We start from the raw sequence: 18,609 nt of genomic DNA on the forward strand, positions 1-18,609 counted from the left end.
GCATTACAAAGCAGGTTCAAACCTGTGGAGCGCAGCCTCAGGCACATGCAACACGACCGGCGAACGGTCAGGCCAGCATGTTGCTGAGTCTGCGAGTAAAATCTGCCCGGCGCAGCGCACGCTGTGTCGGTACTGATGACCTAAAAAGGCGCTCTCTTCGACGGTTCCTTCGAGGGTTAACCCTTCCGGCGTGGGCTCCGGTAGCGCGGCATGCATGGCGATATCGGCGCTGCGGAAATAGAGCGTTCTTCCCTGTCCATCGTCAGGTGTGAGGCAGTTATCCGCGCCCATAAAATCCGCCACAAAGGGTGTTGCCGGGCGGTGATAAATCGCCTCGGGGGTGCCGATCTGCTCGATGCGGCCGTTATTCAGCACCGCGATTCGGTCGGCCATCACCAGCGCTTCCTGTTGATCGTGGGTGACAATCAGCGAGGTAAAACCGAGCCGTTTTTGCAGGGCTTTAATTTCATGCCGCACGTTGAGGCGCACTTTGGCATCGAGGTTCGACAGAGGCTCGTCGAGCACCAGCACATCCGGCTCAATCGCCAGCGCACGGGCCAGGGCAACGCGCTGGCGCTGGCCGCCGGAAAGCGCCGTCACTTTTATTTCCGCATAGCCTTCGAGGTTAATAATTTTTAATAACTCGCGTACCCGGCGCTGTATCTCCTCTTTTTTAACGCGGCGGACCTTTAACCCGTAACCGATATTTTGCGCGACCGTTAAATGCGGCCACAGGGCGTAGCTCTGAAACACCATGGTGATATTTCTCTGCTCCGGCGAACTGTAGGTAATATCCCGGCCATTAATCGCCACGGAGCCAGAATGGACCGGGAGAAAACCGCATAACGCATTCAATAACGTTGTCTTGCCGCAGCCGGAGGGGCCGAGGAGCGCGATCATCTCGCCCTTGCCCACCGCCAGATGGATATCGTGAAGAACAATATTATTCCCGTAGGCAACCTTCAGTTTATCTATTTGCAAATAACTCACGCACGATCCCTTAATTCTTTTCCGTTACCGATGAACACGTGTTCATTTGTTTGTAAAAAAAACGCAACGTTCCAGCGGCATTATGTTCGCCTACTCTGTCGTGTATTTGTGACAATTTGATTAAGTCAGCAAAAAATTAATGAGGCGAAATGAAAATAGATATTCTGGGCTGCGGCAGCGCCTTCTCTCTGCGGCAGAATACCTCGGCAATCCGGGTGATCGACAGCGCCGGTTATCAGCTGCTGATCGATTGCGGCCCCACTATTCCCCGGGCGTTATGGCAGCGCGGTCTGGATGTTAACGACATTGATGCTCTCTACTTCACCCACATCCACCCGGATCACTGCACCGGGCTGACGGCGCTCCTCAACCACTGGAAAAGCTTTCAGCGGACAAAACCGCTCATTATCTGGTCGCAGCCTGCGCATCGCCCGGCCCTGCTGCAGCTGGCAAGCCTGGCGAACTGGCCGGAAACCGGACTCTGCTTTGCGATCGACTGGCGCGACAGCACCCCAGAGTGGCGCTGGCAGGACTGGATCCTGCGTACCGCCTTCACCCATCATGAGATCCCGAACCTGGCCCTGCGCATTGAGACGGCCCTCGCCACTCTGTTTTACAGCGGCGATGGCCGTCCAACCCCAGAGAGTATTGCCCTGATGGCCGGGGCAGATTTGGCATTCCAGGAGTGCGCCTCGGCGACGCCGCTGCCCGGTGACGCGTCCCATGGGGATTTCCCCGACTGTCTGGCGCTCTTTTCCCGCCTCAAACTGCCGGCGCTGGGGCTCTATCATTGCAACGACAGCGCCAGGCCGACCCTGGTGGAGGCCTGCGAGCCCTACCCCGGCCTGTTCGTCAGTGAAGATGGCATGACCTTCGAGCTGCCCCATCGCCGGGAGGAAACCCCGTGAGTAGCAGCCTTCGCAAGCAGGCGGTGACCGCCGAGGACGTGGCCAGACGGGCGGGCGTGTCCCGGGCCGTCGTCTCCCGCGCCCTGAGCAGCAACGGCAGCATCTCCCCTGCGACCCGGGAAAAGGTGTTACGGGCCGCTCAGGAACTGGGCTATCAGGTGAATTTTCTCGCTCAGGGACTGAACCGCCAGCGCAGCCAGCTGATTGGGGTGATCGTCGCCCGGATTGGCGATCCGTTTCGCAGCAGTCTGCTTGAGGGGTTACTGCACGAGATCCAGCGGCGTGGCTATCAGGCGCTGGTCAGCGAGATCACCGGCGAGGACGATCTGGTCAATACCCTACGACGCTTCACTCAGTTTCGCGTCTCCGGAGTCATCGTCACCTCCGGCAAACCGCCGGAGGCCATCGTTAACGAATGCGTCAGCCAGCAGATCCCGGTGGTCGGCATCAATCGTCATCCCGATATCCCGCTGGTGGATTTTATCTGCTCGGATAACCAGCGCGGCGCCCGGCTGGCGGCTGAACAGCTCTGGCGCTCCGGGTGTCGTCGCTTTGGCTGGCTTAACCATCAGGCCTCCACCTGGGCGGGCAGGATGCGCGGCGAGGCTTTTGTCCAGGCCCTGCAGCAGCTGGGCGTCGACACCGCGCAGCAGGTTACCAGGCTCGCCGCCGCTGCGGAGGGCTATGAGGGCGGGCTGACGACGGCCCAGGGCTATCAAGGCGAGCTGCCGGAGGGGATTTTCTGCGCCAATGCGCAGCTGGCCTGCGGTTTTCTCGATGGGATGCGCCAGCGTGGCAAATCTGCCCCGTGCGATTTTCATCTGATTGGCTTCGATAATACCCCGCAAAGCGGTCAGTTAAGTTATCAGCTGACCACGCTGCATCAGGATGTGGCCGAGATTGCCCGTCGGGCGCTGACGCGGCTGCTGGCACGGGCGCAAAACCCGCTCCAGCCCTCCCAGGTGGAGTGGGTCAGCGTGGAGCTGGTTTACCGCCAAACCTCGCCCAGGCCCGAAAGCGCTTAGCCCGCTTGGCGCGGGACTTTCGCCAGGCTAAACCACACCCCTGTTGCCAGCAGTAGCAGCATCGCCCCTGCGCTGCCGAGCGCCACGCTGTGCGAGGTGATAAACGCGGTTTTCGCCGCCTCGATCACCGATTCGGCAAGGGTTGGCGTCAGATGCTGGGCGACCTTCACCGCCTCGCCGATGGATGAGGAGGCGTGATCGGCAAGGCTGGCATCCAGCCCCGGCGGCAGTTCGATCGATGCCGAGAAGCTGCGGGTCAGGAGCAGACCAAAGATCGCAATCCCCAGCCCGGCCCCCAGCTCATAGGACATGGTTTCAATCGCCCCGGCCGCAGCGGCCTTCTCTTTTGGCGCGGCGGCCATGATCGCGGAGGTGGAGGCCAGCAGCGCGCTCGCCGCGCTAAAGCCCAGCAGCACCATCAGGCACCAGGCCTGCCACTGCTGAGTGCTGAAATCGAGCATCGACAGACCGATAAAGCTGAGCGCGCTCAGGCCCATGCCGCCGGTCGCCACGATCCGCAGCCCCAGACGCCCCACCAGCACCCCGGCAATCGGGCCGCTAAAGCCGCTGGCGACCATCACCGGCAGCATAAACATCCCCGCCTCAAACGGGGTAAAGCCGTGGACGAACTGTAACTCCTGGGCCATCAGCAGCTCAAAGCCCACCAGGGCAATCATCGCCGTCATCGCCATCACCACGCCGCTGAGAATAATGCGGTGGCCGAACAGGCGAATGTCAATCATCGGCGTGCGGGCGCGCAGCTGGATGCGGATAAAGATCCACAGCATTACCGTCCCGGTCAGCAGCGTGCCCGCCACCAGCCACGGAGAAATTCCCCCTTTCAGCGCCGTTTTAGCGCTGTAGACCAGCAGCAAAATCGCCACGATCAGCATCAGGGCATGGGTGATGTTCAGCGGCTGCTCAGGCCGCCCCTCCTGAGCCGGAACATAACGCGCCGCCAGGGAGACTACCAGCAGCACAATCGGGACGTTGATCAAAAATACCGCTCCCCAGTAGAAGTGCGCCAACAGCATCCCGCCCACCAGCGGGCCAAAGGCCGCCCCGCCGGACCCCACCGCCGCCCAGACCCCGAGGGCAATATTACGCCGACGCGCATCCGGGAACAGGGTGCGGATCCCGGCCAGAGTGGCGGGAATGATCATCGCCGCCCCAATTGCCAGCGAGGCCCGCGCCGCAATCAGCCACCCCGCCGAAGGGGCAAACGCCGCCGCCAGCGACGAGAGGCCAAACAGGGTGCTGCCCATCATCAGCAGCCGCTTAAAGCCGATGCGATCCCCGAGCGCCCCCATCGGCAGCACCATCCCGGCCATCACCAGGGAGTAGATATCAATGATCCACAGCAATTCATTGCCGCTGGCGTCCAGGGTCATACTCAGCGTCGGCGCGGCGACGTGGAGCACCGTGGCGTCGATCGCCACCGGGATATAGACCAGCACAATAATCACTAACGCTAACCACTGACGAAACATAACTTTCCTTATCTGACTAAACCTGGACACATGTCCAGATTGCGATCCTACGTAAAGTTGAACGCGTGTCCAGCTTTTTGTTACACTCGTTGTCCCCCAGTTGAGAGTGAAAATAATGAGCTATCTGAGCAAGGACGAGCGGCGGGAAGAGATCCTGCAGGCGGCGATGCGCGTGGCGCTGAGCGAAGGCTTTACCGCGATGACCGTAAGACGTATTGCCAGTGAGGCGAAAGTGGCGACCGGTCAGGTGCATCACCATTTTGCCTCTGCAGGCGAGCTCAAATCGCAGGCCTTTATCCGCCTGATCCGCGCCCTGCTGGATGCCGATGTGGTAGCAGAAAACGCCACCTGGCGGGAACGGCTCCACGCCATGCTCGGCAGCGATGACCGCAGTTTTGAACCCTATATTCGCCTGTGGCGGGAAGCCCAGCTGTTAGCCACCCGCGATGACGAAATAAAAGGGGCTTATGTGTTAACCATGGAGATGTGGCATCAGGAGACGGTCGCCATAATACGGGCGGGTGAACAAGAGCAGGCCTTCAGGCTGAAAGACAGGGCTGAAAACGTCGCCTGGCGGCTGATTGGCTTGGTCTGTGGGCTGGACGGGCTGTATGTATTATCCATGCCGCAGATGGACGACGCAGCATTTAATCAACACCTTAATACGTTAATTACCCTCGAGCTGGACTAATCATCAGCCATTCTTAACTGTTACGATTTGTAACACATTAAGCGAGCCCACATCTCCCTTCTAAACTCAGGGGTTCGCTTTTTTATCTATCCTTTCAGAAGACTCCCAAAACACATCTAATAATTTCTCATCAAAAACTCAGGCATTTGCCTGAATGTATTTCTCTTTCTGCCATTTACGGATATGCAAGAGGGTAATATGTCACAACAAGCTGAGAAGAATAATCATTATCTGTTGAGTAACTGGAAACCGGAAAACGCGGCATTTTGGGAAAATAAAGGTAAAAAGATTGCGCGACGAAATTTAGTTATTTCGGTTGCCTGTCTGCTGCTGGCGTTCTGCGTCTGGATGTTATTTAGCGCGGTGGCGGTGAACCTGAATAAGGTGGGTTTTAATTTCACCACCGATCAGCTGTTTATGTTAACCGCCCTGCCTTCGCTCTCCGGGGCGATATTACGCGTTCCCTACTCCTTTATGGTGCCCATATTTGGCGGCCGCTACTGGACGGTATTAAGCACCGTTATTCTTATTATTCCCTGCGTATGGCTCGGTATTGCGGTGCAAAACCCGGCTACTCCCTATGCGGTATTTATCACTATTGCCCTGCTGTGCGGTTTTGCCGGCGCCAACTTCGCCTCCAGCATGGGCAACATCAGCTTTTTCTTCCCCAAAGCCAAACAGGGCAGCGCGCTGGGGATTAACGGCGGGCTAGGCAATCTCGGCGTCAGCGTGATGCAGATGCTGGCTCCGGTGGTGATCTTCCTGCCGATGTTTACTTTCCTTGGGGTGCACGGCGTGCCGCAGGAGGATGGCTCGACGCTGTTCCTCGCCAACGCCGCCTGGATTTGGGCCCCGCTGCTTTTGCTTGCCACCCTCGCCGCCTTTTTCGGCATGAACGATATCGCCAGCTCGAAGGCGACCATCGCCAGCCAGCTGCCGGTACTCAAGCGCCTGCACCTGTGGCTGCTGAGCCTGCTCTATCTGGCCACCTTCGGGTCGTTTATCGGCTTTTCCGCCGGGTTCGCGATGCTGTCGAAAACCCAGTTCCCGGACGTCAATATCCTGCATCTGGCCTTCTTTGGCCCGCTGATTGGGGCCCTGGCGCGTTCTGCCGGTGGGGTGATCTCCGATAAGCTTGGCGGGGTGCGCGTCACGCTGGTGAACTTCATCTTTATGGCCCTGTTCAGCGCCCTGCTGTTCCTCACCCTGCCGGGCTCCGGCTCCGGCAACTTTACCGCCTTCTATCTGGTGTTTATGGGGCTGTTTCTCACCGCCGGGCTCGGCAGCGGCTCCACCTTCCAGATGATCGCTGTCATCTTCCGGCAAATCACCGTCTATAGAGTCAAACTGCACGGCGGCACGGACGAGCAGGCCCAGAAAGAGGCTGTTACCGACACCGCGGCCGCGCTGGGCTTTATCTCGGCCATCGGCGCCGTCGGCGGGTTCTTCATTCCCAAAGCCTTCGGCACCTCCCTGGCGATGACCGGCTCGCCGGTAGGGGCGATGAAGGTCTTCCTGGTGTTCTACATCGTCTGCGTGTTCGTCACCTGGCTGGTGTATGGCCGTCGTCAGAAGCACGTCAAATCATAACGAGTCAGTTCAATTTTTTGTGAGCAGTGTAACCACGGGGCGGGAGTCGCCCCGTCAGGAGAAACGTCATGAGTAAATTGTTGGATCGCTTTCGTTATTTCAAACTAAAAGGCGAGACCTTCGCTGATGGACACGGTCAGGTGATGCACACCAACCGCGACTGGGAGGACAGCTATCGCCAGCGATGGCAGTTCGACAAAATTGTGCGATCCACCCACGGCGTGAACTGTACCGGCTCCTGTAGCTGGAAAATCTACGTCAAGAATGGACTGGTCACCTGGGAAACCCAGCAGACCGACTACCCCCGCACCCGCCCCGACCTGCCGAATCACGAGCCGCGCGGCTGCCCGCGCGGGGCCAGCTACTCCTGGTATCTCTACAGCGCCAACCGCCTGAAGTACCCGCTGGTGCGCCGCAAGCTGATCGAGCTATGGCGCGAGGCGCTGGCACAGCACAGCGATCCGGTGCTGGCCTGGAACGCCATCCAGAATGATCCGCAGAAGAGCCAGAGCTACAAGCAGGCGCGCGGTCACGGCGGGTTTATCCGCTCCAACTGGAAAGAATTAAACCAGCTTATCGCCGCCGCCAACGTCTGGACCATCAAACACTACGGCCCGGACCGGGTGGCAGGCTTCTCGCCGATCCCGGCGATGTCGATGGTCTCCTACGCCGCGGGCACCCGCTATCTCTCCCTGCTGGGCGGCACCTGTCTGAGCTTCTACGACTGGTATTGCGATCTACCGCCCGCCTCGCCGATGACCTGGGGCGAGCAGACCGACGTGCCGGAGTCCGCCGACTGGTACAACTCCAGCTATATCATCGCCTGGGGCTCCAACGTGCCGCAGACCCGTACCCCGGACGCCCACTTCTTTACCGAAGTCCGCTACAAAGGCACCAAAACCATCGCCATCACCCCCGATTTTTCGGAAGTGGCGAAACTCAGCGACCAGTGGCTGGCGCCGAAACAGGGTACCGACAGCGCCCTGGCGATGGCGATGGGCCACGTGATCCTGAAAGAGTTCCACCTCGATAATCCGAGCGACTACTTCCTCAACTACTGCCGTCGCTATACCGACATGCCGATGCTGGTGATGCTCGACCCGCGCGAGGACGGCAGCTACGTGCCGGGCCGGATGCTGCGGGCCTCCGACCTCGCCGACGGGCTGGGCGAAGCCAATAATCCGGAGTGGAAAACCGTCGCCTTTACCGCCACCGGCGATCTGGTGGTGCCCAACGGCTCTATCGGCTTCCGCTGGGGCGAAAAAGGCAAATGGAATCTCGAGCCTTTGGCGGCCGGTCAGAAAACGGAGCTGGCGCTCTCCCTGCTGGGCACCCGCGACACCGTCGCCGGGGTGGCCTTCCCCTACTTTGGCGGCAATGAAAACCCGCATTTTCGCAGCGTGAAGCAGGAGCCGGTGCTGGTGCGTCAGCTGCCGGTAAAAACCCTGACCCTCGCCGATGGCCGCCAGCTGCACGTCGCCAGCGTCTACGATCTGGTGTTGGCTAACTACGGTCTCGATCGCGGGCTGGAAGATGTTCACGCCGCAAAAGATTACGCCGAAATCAAAGCCTACACTCCGGCCTGGGGGGAGCAGATCACCGGCGTGCCGCGTCGCCATATTGAGCAGATCGCCCGGGAGTTCGCCGACACGGCGCATAAAACCCATGGACGGTCGATGATTATCCTCGGTGCCGGGGTGAACCACTGGTACCACATGGACATGAACTACCGCGGGATGATTAACATGCTGGTGTTCTGCGGCTGCGTGGGCAAAAGCGGCGGCGGCTGGTCGCACTATGTCGGCCAGGAGAAGCTGCGCCCGCAAACCGGCTGGCTGCCGCTGGCCTTCGCCCTCGACTGGAACCGCCCGCCGCGCCAGATGAACAGCACTTCTTTCTTCTACAATCACGCCAGCCAGTGGCGCTATGAAAAACTCACCGCCCAGGAGCTGCTCTCCCCCCTGGCGGACGCCTCGAAGTTCACCGGGCATCTGATCGACTTTAACGTGCGCGCCGAGCGCATGGGCTGGCTGCCGTCTTCGCCGCAGCTGAACCTTAATCCGCTTCACATCAAGGCTCAGGCCGAGGCAGTCGGCATGTCGCCCCAGGAGTACACCGCCCAGGCGCTGAGATCGGGCGATATCCGTATGGCCTGCGAGCAGCCGGACAGCGGCAGTAACCATCCACGCAACCTTTTCGTCTGGCGCTCGAACCTGCTGGGCTCGTCCGGCAAAGGCCATGAATACATGCTTAAGTACCTGCTGGGCACTGAAAACGGTATTCAGGGCGACGATCTCGGCAATACCGACGACGTGAAACCCGAAGAGGTGGAGTGGCAGACCGCCGCCATCGAGGGCAAGCTGGATCTGCTGGTGACCCTCGATTTTCGCATGTCCAGCACCTGCCTGTTCTCGGATATCGTCCTGCCGACCGCCACCTGGTATGAGAAAGACGATATGAATACCTCGGATATGCATCCGTTTATTCATCCCCTTTCCGCCGCGGTGGACCCGGCCTGGGAGTCGCGCAGCGACTGGGAGATCTACAAGGGCATCGCCAAAGTTTTCTCTGAGGTCTGCGTCGGCCATCTGGGTACCGAAACCGACGTGGTGCTGCAACCGTTGCAGCACGACTCCCCGGCTGAGCTGTCCCAGCCGTTCGACATCGCCGACTGGCGCAAAGGCGAATGTGAGCTGATCCCCGGCAAAACCGCGCCAAACATCGCCGTGGTGGAGCGTAACTACCCGGACACCTACGAGCGCTTTACCGCCCTCGGGCCGCTGCTGGACAAGCTCGGCAACGGCGGGAAAGGCATCTCGTGGAACACGCAGGACGAGGTCGATTTCCTCGGCAAGCTCAACTACGTCAAGCTCGACGGCCCGGCGAAAGGCCGCCCGCGCATTGAGACGGCGATTGACGCCTCGGAGGTGATCCTCGCCCTGGCCCCGGAAACCAACGGCCAGGTGGCGGTCAAGGCCTGGGAGGCGCTGGCGGAATTTACCGGCCGGGAACACAGCCACCTGGCCCTGAACAAGGAAGACGAGAAAATCCGCTTCCGCGATATTCAGGCCCAGCCGCGTAAAATCATCTCCAGCCCGACCTGGTCCGGCATTGAGAGCGAACATGTCTCTTATAACGCCGGCTACACCAACGTCCACGAGCTGATCCCCTGGCGTACCCTCTCCGGGCGTCAACAGCTGTATCAGGATCATCAGTGGATGCGCGCCTTCGGCGAGAGTCTGGTGGCCTACCGTCCGCCGATTGATACCCGCAGCGTGACCCATATGCGCGAGATCCCACCCAACGGCTTCCCGGAGAAGGCGCTGAACTTCCTGACGCCGCACCAGAAATGGGGTATTCACTCCACCTACAGCGAGAACCTGCTGATGCAGACGCTGTCGCGCGGCGGGCCCATTGTCTGGATCAGCGAAACCGACGCCCGCGAGCTGGGCCTTGAGGATAACGACTGGATCGAGTGCTTCAACGCCAACGGCGCCCTCACCGCCCGCGCGGTGGTCAGCCAGCGCGTGCCGCCGGGAATGACCATGATGTACCACGCCCAGGAGCGCATTCTGAACATTCCGGGCTCTGAAGTGACCGGACGACGCGGGGGGATCCACAACTCGGTCACCCGCATCTGCCCGAAACCGACCCACATGATTGGCGGCTACGCCCAGTTGGCGTATGGCTTCAACTACTACGGCACCGTCGGGTCGAACCGCGACGAGTTCATCATGATCCGCAAAATGAAGAACATTAACTGGCTGGATGGCGAAGGTCGGGATCAGGTACAGGAGGCGAAAAAATGAAAATACGCTCACAGGTTGGCATGGTACTTAATCTCGACAAATGCATTGGCTGTCACACCTGCTCGGTGACCTGCAAAAACGTCTGGACCGGGCGCGAAGGCATGGAGTACGCCTGGTTTAACAACGTCGAAACCAAGCCGGGCATCGGCTACCCGAAAAACTGGGAGGACCAGGAGCAGTGGCAAGGCGGCTGGATCCGCGGCATCTCCGGCAAGCTAACCCCGCGTCTGGGCGGCAAGCTGGGGGTGCTGTCGAAAATCTTCGCTAACCCGCAGATGCCGCAGATCGACGACTATTACGAACCCTTCACCTTCGACTATCAGGATCTGCACCGCGCCCCGGAGGGCAACCACCTGCCCACCGCCCGCCCGCGCTCGCTGATTGACGGCAAACGGATGGACAAGATCAAATGGGGGCCAAACTGGGAGGAGCTGCTCGGCGGCGAGTTCGAGAAGCGCGCCCGCGACCGCAACTTCGACAGGATGCAGAAGGAGATGTACGGCCAGTTCGAAAACACCTTCATGATGTATCTCCCGCGCCTGTGCGAGCACTGCCTGAACCCGAGCTGTGCGGCGACCTGCCCGAGCGGGGCGATCTACAAGCGCGAAGAGGATGGCATCGTGCTGATCGACCAGGACAAGTGCCGCGGCTGGCGTCTGTGCATCAGCGGCTGTCCGTACAAAAAGATCTACTTCAACTGGAAGAGCGGCAAGTCGGAAAAATGCATCTTCTGCTACCCGCGCATCGAATCCGGCCAGCCCACCGTCTGCTCGGAAACCTGCGTCGGGCGCATCCGCTACCTCGGGGTGTTGCTGTATGACGCAGACCGTATTGAAGAGGCAGCCAGCACCGAGCACGAAACCGATCTCTATGAGCGTCAGTGCGACGTGTTCCTGAACCCGCACGACCCGGCCATCATTGAAGAGGCCGTTAAGCAAGGCATTCCGCAGAACGTGATTGACGCGGCCCAACGTTCCCCGGTCTACAAAATGGCGATGGACTGGAAGCTGGCCCTGCCGCTGCACCCGGAGTACCGCACCCTGCCGATGGTCTGGTATGTACCGCCGCTGTCGCCGATCCAATCCTATGCCGATGCCGGTGGTCTGCCGCAGACCGACAGCATCCTCCCGGCCGTCGAAAGCCTGCGCATTCCGGTGCAGTATCTGGCGAACATGCTCAGCGCGGGCGACACTGGCCCGGTGCTGCGCGCCCTGAAACGGATGATGGCGATGCGCCACTACAAACGCTCCCAGACCGTGGAAGGCGTGACCGATACCCGCGCCATTGAGGAAGTGGGCCTCAGCGTCGAGCAGGTGGAAGAGATGTACCGCTATCTCGCCATTGCCAACTACGAAGACCGCTTCGTGATCCCGACCAGCCACCGGGAGATGGCCCGGGACGCCTTCCCGGAGAAAAACGGCTGCGGCTTTACCTTCGGCGACGGCTGCCACGGTTCCGACACCAAATTTAACCTGTTCAACAGCAGCCGCATCGACGCCATCAACATCACCGAGGTGCGGGAACATGGGGAGGGAGAGTAATGCAGATCCTCAAAATTATTGCCCTGCTGATTGAGTACCCGGACGAGGCGCTGTGGGAGAGCCGCGACGAGGCGATCGCTCTGGTGGCGCAGGACGCGCCGGCGCTGCTGCCCTTTGCGCAGCAGTACCTTAACGCGCCGCTGCTCGACCGCCAGGCCGAGTGGTGTGAGGTGTTCGAGCGCGGGCGCGCCACCTCGCTGCTGCTGTTCGAACACGTGCATGCGGAGTCCCGGGATCGCGGACAGGCGATGGTCGACCTGATGAATCAGTACGAGCAGGCCGGGCTGCAGCTCGACTGCCGCGAGCTGCCGGACTATCTGCCGCTCTATCTGGAGTATTTAAGCATTTTGCCCGAGGCGCAGGCCCGGGAGGGGTTGCAGAACGTGGCGCCAATCCTGGCGCTGATTGGCGGAAGGCTGAAACAGCGCCAGGTGGCGCACTATCAGCTGTTTGATGCCCTGCTGAGGTTCGCGGGCAGCAAGCTTTCCAGTGACAGCGTCACGCAGCAGGTGGCGGGTGAAAAACGGGACGACACCCGCCAGGCGCTGGATGCGGTCTGGGAAGAGGAGCAGGTGAAGTTTATTGAGGATAACGCCACGGCGTGCGAAAGCTCGCCCATGCAGCAATATCAACGACGCTTTAGCCAGGACGTCGCGCCGCAGTACGTGGACGTCAGTGCCGGAGGCCCAAAATGACACACCATCTGAACGTCTTTTTCTTCGACATTTATCCGTACATCTGCGCCGCGGTCTTCTTCCTCGGCAGCTGGCTGCGGTATGACTACGGCCAGTACACCTGGCGCGCCTCCTCCAGCCAGCTGCTGGACAAGCGCGGCATGAACTGGGGCTCTAACCTGTTCCACATCGGCATTCTGGGGATTTTTTTCGGCCATCTGTTCGGGATGTTAACCCCGCACTGGATGTACGCCTGGTTCCTGCCGATGGCGGTCAAACAGCAGCTGGCGATGATTGCCGGGGGGATCTGCGGCGTGTTGACCCTGATTGGCGGCTCGATGCTGTTGTATCGTCGTCTGTTTAATCAGCGGGTGCGCGCCACCTCCACCACCCCGGATATCATCATCATGAGCATTCTGCTGACCCAGTGCGTGCTCGGCCTGACGACGATTCCGTTCTCGGCCCAGTACCCGGACGGCAGCGAGATGCTGAAACTGGTCGGCTGGGCGCAGGGGATCTTCACTTTCCGCGGCGGATCGTCTGAGATGCTGACCGGCGTGGCGTTCATATTCCGCGTCCACCTGGTGCTGGGGATGACCATCTTCCTGATCTTCCCGTTTACCCGTCTGGTTCACGTCTGGAGCGCCCCGTTCGAATACATCACCCGACGCTATCAGCTGGTGCGCTCCCGGAGGTAAGCCCGAGCCACGCCGGGTGGCGGCTTCGCCTTACCCGACCTACGAAAACCGCACCATACCGTAGGCCGGGCAAGCGCTAGCGCCGCCCGGCGTTGCAGACCGCAGGGTGCCAAACCATGCCGGGTGGCGGCTTCGCCTTACCCGACCTACGAAAACCGCACCATACCGTAGGCCGGGCAAGCGCTAGCGCCGCCCGGCGTTGCAGACCGCAGGGTGCCAAACCATGCCGGGTGGCGGCTCCGCCTTACCCGGCCTACGAAAACCGCACCATACCGTAGGCCGGGCAAGTGCATGCGCCGCCCGGCGTTGCAGACCGCAGGGTGCCAAACCATGCCGGGTGGCGGCTCCGCCTTACCCGGCCGACGAAAACCGCACCATACCGTAGGCCGGGCAAGCGTATGCGCCGCCCGGCGTTGCAGACCGCAGGGTGCCAAACCATGCCGGGTGGCGGCTCCGCCTTACCCGGCCTACGAAAACCGCACCATACCGTAGGCCGGGCAAGCGCATGCGCCGCCCGGCGTTGCAGACCGCAGGGTACCAAACCATGCCGGGTAGCGGCTCCGCCTTACCCGGCCTACGAAAACTGCACCACACCGTAGGCAGGACATCGCCCCGCGCTGGTGATTTCACCCGCCACCTACAATGGACGTACCGGCTTAATGCTCTGTTGTCCGCTCACGTCGCAAATCAAAAACTATCCCTTCGAAGTGGTTATTAGCGGTTCACATCGCAACGTCGCCCACGCCGACCAGATCAAAAATCTGGACTGGCGGGCGCTTAACGCGGCGAAAAAGGGAACGGCAACCGCCGAAGAACTGGATGCCGTGAGAATACGCGCTAAAGTTTTAATCAGGTAAAAGAAAGGGGCTGTCGCCCCTTCCCGCCTATTTCCCCGCCTGCGGATGGGTTTCAAACCCGGCCATCACCGCCGTCAGTTCTGCCAGTGAAAAACCGTACTTCGGATCTTCCACGCCCAGCCCGAACCGCTCCTGCATCAGCTGATATAGCGCCGCTGCGTCCGGCAGGTTTATCTGCTCCACCACATGCCCCTCCTGCCAGTGGGTAAAGTGCAGATTGGTGAGCGTCAATTTGCCGCCGTCCGGCAGATGCCGACACATCAGCAGATGATGACGAAAATGGGACTGCGGCCAGTGCGCGGACCAGAAGTTGCCCATCACGTAATCGGTCTGATACTGGGCGGCGAGATCGAAGTGATACATCGACTGCCAGTGATCGTGATGACGGAACTGGAGCACCCAGTCCTGGCCGTCGTTGATCAGGCGGTAGACCCCGTGCGGGGTCGCCTGCTCCTCCTCGGCGATCAGCCGAATCGGCGCGGTCAGCGTCTGCCCGCCAAAGCCCACATCGGCTATCCAGCGCTCGCCATTCAGCTCGACCATCAGCAGACGATGGGTGCGCGGCGGCATCTGTGCCGGGTTTGCCAGTACCACCCGACCCAGCAGGCTGCGGACGTTAAACCCTACTTCACGCAGCGCCCGCTCAAACAGGCCGTTTTGCTCAAAGCAGTAACCGCCGCGTCGGGCGGTGACCAGCTTATCGGCCAGGGAACGATCGTCGAGCTGGATCTCCCGCGGCAGCACCACATCGATATTTTCAAACGGGATGGCGCTGTTGTGCTGCAGGTGCAACGCCCGCAGGGTGTCGATATCCACAGAAACCGGCTGCTGCCAGCCGGTACGGGCGAAATATTCGGTCAAAAACGGGGTCATGGTGGGCTCCTTTAACAATGCTTCCTTGTTTATAAACTATTTTTCCTCAACCACTGTCGCAAATGTGCTTTTTACCCGCGCGTTGTGCGTTGCATGATCCCCAGCGCCGTCAACATTAATACCAGCCCGGTAAGCAGCGTCAGCGTAGCCATCGCCATCCCCTGTCCGACTGATCCCTGCTCGAACTGCCGCCAGATAAACACCGACACGGTTTGCGTCCCCGCCGGGGCCAGCAACAGCGAGGTGACCAGCTCGCGCGAGGCGATAGCGAATACCATCAGCATCGCCGCCAGCATCGCCGGGGAGACCAGCGGCAGGACGATAAAGCGCAAGGCCTGCAACGCCGATGCGCCATGTACCCGCGCGGCAGGCTCCAGATTCCCACCCAGCTGGCGCAGCGCGCTCCCGACATAGCGCACCGGCCACGGCAGCAGCAGGCAGCAGTAGGACAGGAGCAGGATCGCCCAGCTGTTATAGGGCGTGACCGGCCAGAACGGCTGGTTCCACAGCAGGATCAGCCCCACGCCCACCACCACGCCGGGTAACGCCGCGGGCATCAGGGACAGGGCATCCAGCACGCCGCGCCCTTTGATCTTCTGCACCACCACCAGCCAGGCGGCCAGCAGGCCGAGCAGCCCGGTAATACAGGCCGCCCCCAGCGCCAGCGACAGGCTGGTGCCCAGCGCCGACAGGGCATCCCCCTGCTGGCTGAATAGCGCCGCATAGTGAGCGCCGGTCAGATTGGCGAGCGCCACCCCGCCCGATAAGGTGCCCAGCACTCCGGACAAGGCCATCGAGGCCCCCGGCAGGATCACCGCGATAAACCCGGTCAGCGCCAGCAGCGCTACCACCGGCAGGGTAAAGCCCCCGGCATCCGCGCCCATGTTCTCCGTCGGTTTGCCGGTAATGCTGGTCACATCCTGATGGCCGGTCAGTCTTTTCTGCAACCACCAGGCGCTCAGGGCGATGGTCACCAGCACCACCGAGAGCATCGATGCGCCGGAGAGATCGATCGGCCATTCAGCGAGTTTTTTCTCGATATCGGTGGTCAGCAGCATCACCCCGGCACGGGTGCCGAGCGCGGCGGGCACGCCATACTCTTCAATCGCCAGGGTAAAGGCCAGCAGCATCCCCGCCGCCAGCGACGGCGAAAGCATCGGCAGGGTGATATGCCAGAACGCCCGCCCCGGCGTCGCGCCGTGAACCCGCGCCACCAGGGCCAGACGCTGCCCGCTGGCCAGCAGGCTGCGCGACACCGCGAAATAGACCACCGGGAAGATATTCAGGGCCATCACCAACACAATCCCGGTCTGGCTGAACAGCAGATTATTCAGGTTGAACCCGGTGAGCTGTTGCAGATAGCCATTGGTTTGCAGCACCAGCATCCACGACAGCGCGGCGATATAAGGCGGGGTTAAAAACGGGATCAGAAACAGCAGATCCCACAGCCGGGGCAGCGGCAGGTTCAGCAGCCCGCGCGCCACGCCGAGGGGAAAGCCAATCAACGCGCTGACCAGCGCCACGCCGACGGCCACCTGCAGCGTACCGCCCAGCATGGTGGGCAATTGCGGTTCGGCCAGCAGCGTCGCAACGCCGCTAAAGGCCCCGGAGAAGACCCCGGCGCTGAACTGCGGAAACACCGCCTGCAGCAGAATAAAGACCAGCGGAAACGCCACCAGGATCACCAGTAGCGCCAGCGTCGTCACCGACAAGTATTTAGGATTCACAAAGCAGTCCTGAAGACGGGGTTGCCCCCGTCACATGATTATAAGGTGAAGAGCGTGTTGAAACGCTTGAGGATATCGCTGCGTTCGCTTGTACCGTCGCTTTTGGTCGGCAGGATTTTCAGATCGTTGAGCAGCGGACGCTTAGCCTGCACGTCGCCGCGGGCGGGCATCAGCCAGGCATCGGCCACCATCGCCTGGCCTTCAGGGGAGAGGACGTAATCGACGAAGGCTTTGGCATCCTCCGCATGCTGGGTGGATTTGAGGATCATCATCGGGCGCGGGGCAATCACCGTCCCGCTGGCCGGGAAGATCACCTTCAGGGATTCGCCCTGGCTGATGTTGCCATACGACACGTAATCCACCGCGCCGAACACCGCCGCTTTCGCCCCCTGCATCACCGGCGTTACCGCCTGGGCATTCGGGCCGCTGACCACCATGCCGTTCTTTTTCAGCTCATCAAACAGGGTCCAGGCCTTATCGCCCATGCCATTTTGCAGCCCGATCAGCAGATCCAGCGAGGCGCCGGAGAGCGCCGGGTCCGGGGTGGTCACTTTGTCTTTGAAGGCGTCGGTGGTCAGATCGCGCCACTCTTTCGGCTCCGGGGTGCCACTTTTGGTGTTCCAGACGATGCCTAAGGCTGACACGCCCTGCGCGACGTAGTCGTCTGATTTCAGGTCTGCGGGCACCTTCGCCGCATTGGCACTCTGGTACGGCAGCAGCCAGCCGCGGTTGTGCAGATCTTCCGCGGTATCCCAGGAGGCGGAGATCAGAATATCGGCCTGCGGATTGGCCTGCTCCGCCTCGAGGCGGGCCATCACCTTGCCGGTGGTGGCCTGGAAGATATCCACCTTCACGCCGGTTTTCTTTTCAAAGCCGCTGGCGAGGCTTTTGGCGAGCGACCCCGGGCCGGCGGTGTAGACGGTCAGCGCGTGTGCGCTGGACATCATTACGGACGATAACGCCATGGCTAACAGAACTCCTTTTTTGACGGACAATGCAGCTTTCATGCGAACTCCCCTGAGGATGTAATCAAACGATCGGCAGCGACGCTGCCAGCAGACAAATGCACGATGCGATCGGCCAGGATTTCAGCCTCCCGGCGGTCGTGGGTAACATAGACGGCGGTGGTGCCGAGCTGGCGCAGCAGCGTGGCCATCTCGTGACACAAGGTTCCACGCAGTTCGCTGTCGAGGTTGGAGAGCGGCTCGTCGAACAGCAGCACCCGCGGCTCGGCGACAATCGCCCGGGCCAGCGCCACGCGCTGTTGCTGCCCGCCGGAGAGCCCGGCGGGTTTGCGGTCGGCGAAATCGCTTAAGCCGACGCGGGCCAATGCCTGAGCCACGCGGCTGTCGCGTTCCTGACGCGGGATTTGGCGCATCTTCAGCGGGAACATCACATTCTGTGCCACGGTCATATGCGGCCAGAGGGCGTAATCCTGGAACACCATGCCGATGTCCCGGGCTTCCGGCGGCAAGGCCCAACCGGTTTTCGCCACCAGCCGTTCGCCAAAATGGATCGCCCCCTGCGCGGGCTGGGTTAACCCTGCAAGCAGACGCAACAGCGTGCTTTTGCCGCAGCCCGAGGGCCCCAGCAGCGCAACCACGCTACCCGGCTCGATATGCAGATCGATTTGATTCAAAACGGTATTCGCGCCAAAAGCGTAGGAGACGCCTTTGAGCGTTATGGAAGTGAGCATATTGTTATCCTCTTTGGGATTTGATGCTCGCCACTGTAGG

Annotated in this window: 15 protein-coding genes; 9 read left to right on the top strand and 6 right to left on the bottom strand. The window is 60.9% G+C overall.

What is annotated here, in order from left to right; translation table 11 throughout:
* Positions 1-3: 3 nt before the first annotated feature.
* Positions 4-990, bottom strand: coding sequence for an ABC transporter ATP-binding protein (locus ES815_RS20715; RefSeq protein ID WP_142489502.1), 987 nt, complete (start codon positions 988-990; stop codon positions 4-6).
* Between the two features lie 149 nt (positions 991-1,139).
* Between ES815_RS20715 and ES815_RS20720 the strand changes: the two genes are divergently transcribed.
* Both ES815_RS20720 and ES815_RS20725 read left to right on the top strand, forming a co-directional pair.
* Complete coding sequence (locus tag ES815_RS20720) at positions 1,140-1,898, top strand: MBL fold metallo-hydrolase (RefSeq protein WP_142489503.1); 759 nt, start codon at positions 1,140-1,142, stop codon at positions 1,896-1,898.
* A complete protein-coding gene (locus tag ES815_RS20725; protein ID WP_142489504.1) occupies positions 1,895-2,923 on the top strand; it encodes a LacI family DNA-binding transcriptional regulator in 1,029 nt (342 codons plus the stop codon). Before ES815_RS20720 ends, ES815_RS20725 begins: the two co-directional genes overlap by 4 nt.
* Here the strand turns inward: ES815_RS20725 and ES815_RS20730 are convergent.
* Complete coding sequence (locus tag ES815_RS20730; RefSeq protein ID WP_142489505.1) at positions 2,920-4,413, bottom strand: MFS transporter; 1,494 nt, start codon at positions 4,411-4,413, stop codon at positions 2,920-2,922. The two genes, ES815_RS20725 and ES815_RS20730, sit on opposite strands and share 4 nt — an antisense overlap.
* A gap of 115 nt (positions 4,414-4,528) precedes the next feature.
* On the opposite strand from ES815_RS20730, the gene ES815_RS20735 reads away from it, so the two are divergent.
* The 7 genes from ES815_RS20735 (at position 4,529) to ES815_RS20765 (ending at position 14,273) form a co-directional block, all read left to right on the top strand.
* Complete coding sequence (locus ES815_RS20735; RefSeq protein ID WP_142489506.1) at positions 4,529-5,104, top strand: TetR family transcriptional regulator; 576 nt, start codon at positions 4,529-4,531, stop codon at positions 5,102-5,104.
* Between the two features lie 198 nt (positions 5,105-5,302).
* On the top strand, positions 5,303-6,694 hold the full coding sequence (locus ES815_RS20740) for a NarK family nitrate/nitrite MFS transporter (RefSeq protein ID WP_142489507.1): 1,392 nt from the start codon (positions 5,303-5,305) through the stop codon (positions 6,692-6,694).
* 68 nt (positions 6,695-6,762) lie between these two features.
* Entirely contained in the window at positions 6,763-10,503 is a 3,741-nt protein-coding gene (locus ES815_RS20745) for a nitrate reductase subunit alpha (RefSeq protein ID WP_142489508.1), read from the top strand.
* Complete coding sequence (narH, locus tag ES815_RS20750) at positions 10,500-12,044, top strand: nitrate reductase subunit beta (protein WP_142489509.1); 1,545 nt, start codon at positions 10,500-10,502, stop codon at positions 12,042-12,044. Before ES815_RS20745 ends, narH begins: the two co-directional genes overlap by 4 nt.
* Positions 12,044-12,739, top strand: a complete 696-nt coding sequence (narW, locus tag ES815_RS20755) for a nitrate reductase molybdenum cofactor assembly chaperone (protein ID WP_142489510.1) — start codon at positions 12,044-12,046, stop codon at positions 12,737-12,739. The genes narH and narW overlap by 1 nt, the downstream gene beginning before the upstream one ends.
* Positions 12,736-13,416, top strand: a complete 681-nt coding sequence (gene narI / locus ES815_RS20760) for a respiratory nitrate reductase subunit gamma (RefSeq protein ID WP_142489511.1) — start codon at positions 12,736-12,738, stop codon at positions 13,414-13,416. The genes narW and narI overlap by 4 nt, the downstream gene beginning before the upstream one ends.
* A 620-nt stretch (positions 13,417-14,036) precedes the next feature.
* Positions 14,037-14,273, top strand: a complete 237-nt coding sequence (locus tag ES815_RS20765; protein ID WP_260609638.1) for a type II toxin-antitoxin system PemK/MazF family toxin — start codon at positions 14,037-14,039, stop codon at positions 14,271-14,273.
* 27 nt (positions 14,274-14,300) lie between these two features.
* Here ES815_RS20765 and nhoA read toward each other — a convergent pair whose 3' ends face one another.
* The 4 genes from nhoA to ES815_RS20785 all read right to left on the bottom strand — a co-directional run bounded on the left by nhoA (position 14,301) and on the right by ES815_RS20785 (position 18,569).
* Positions 14,301-15,146: an N-hydroxyarylamine O-acetyltransferase gene (gene nhoA, locus ES815_RS20770; protein WP_142489513.1), complete on the bottom strand. Its 846-nt coding sequence runs from the start codon at positions 15,144-15,146 to the stop codon at positions 14,301-14,303.
* 71 nt (positions 15,147-15,217) lie between these two features.
* The gene (locus ES815_RS20775) at positions 15,218-16,873 is read right to left on the bottom strand and encodes an iron ABC transporter permease (protein ID WP_142489514.1); all 1,656 of its coding nucleotides are present in this window, start codon (positions 16,871-16,873) and stop codon (positions 15,218-15,220) included.
* Positions 16,874-16,911: 38 nt separating this feature from the next.
* Entirely contained in the window at positions 16,912-17,880 is a 969-nt protein-coding gene (locus ES815_RS20780) for an ABC transporter substrate-binding protein (RefSeq protein ID WP_142489515.1), read from the bottom strand.
* Complete coding sequence (locus ES815_RS20785) at positions 17,877-18,569, bottom strand: ABC transporter ATP-binding protein (protein WP_142489516.1); 693 nt, start codon at positions 18,567-18,569, stop codon at positions 17,877-17,879. Before ES815_RS20785 ends, ES815_RS20780 begins: the two co-directional genes overlap by 4 nt.
* Positions 18,570-18,609: the final 40 nt, after the last annotated feature.

Origin of the sequence: Leclercia adecarboxylata (assembly GCF_006874705.1) — a bacterium.
GTDB lineage: Bacteria > Pseudomonadota > Gammaproteobacteria > Enterobacterales > Enterobacteriaceae > Enterobacter > Enterobacter adecarboxylatus_C.

Bases quoted from the DNA above. Each gene is read 5' to 3' on its own strand.
- ES815_RS20745 (WP_142489508.1), top strand. From the start codon at position 6,763: ATGAGTAAATTGTTGGATCGCTTTCGTTATTTCAAACTAAAAGGCGAG.
- ES815_RS20740 (WP_142489507.1), top strand. From the start codon at position 5,303: ATGTCACAACAAGCTGAGAAGAATAATCATTATCTGTTGAGTAACTGG.
- narW (WP_142489510.1), top strand. From the start codon at position 12,044: ATGCAGATCCTCAAAATTATTGCCCTGCTGATTGAGTACCCGGACGAG.
- ES815_RS20780 (WP_142489515.1), bottom strand. From the start codon at position 17,880: ATGAAAGCTGCATTGTCCGTCAAAAAAGGAGTTCTGTTAGCCATGGCG.
- narI (WP_142489511.1), top strand. From the start codon at position 12,736: ATGACACACCATCTGAACGTCTTTTTCTTCGACATTTATCCGTACATC.
- ES815_RS20735 (WP_142489506.1), top strand. From the start codon at position 4,529: ATGAGCTATCTGAGCAAGGACGAGCGGCGGGAAGAGATCCTGCAGGCG.
- ES815_RS20785 (WP_142489516.1), bottom strand. From the start codon at position 18,569: ATGCTCACTTCCATAACGCTCAAAGGCGTCTCCTACGCTTTTGGCGCG.
- ES815_RS20720 (WP_142489503.1), top strand. From the start codon at position 1,140: ATGAAAATAGATATTCTGGGCTGCGGCAGCGCCTTCTCTCTGCGGCAG.
- ES815_RS20730 (WP_142489505.1), bottom strand. From the start codon at position 4,413: ATGTTTCGTCAGTGGTTAGCGTTAGTGATTATTGTGCTGGTCTATATC.
- narH (WP_142489509.1), top strand. From the start codon at position 10,500: ATGAAAATACGCTCACAGGTTGGCATGGTACTTAATCTCGACAAATGC.
- nhoA (WP_142489513.1), bottom strand. From the start codon at position 15,146: ATGACCCCGTTTTTGACCGAATATTTCGCCCGTACCGGCTGGCAGCAG.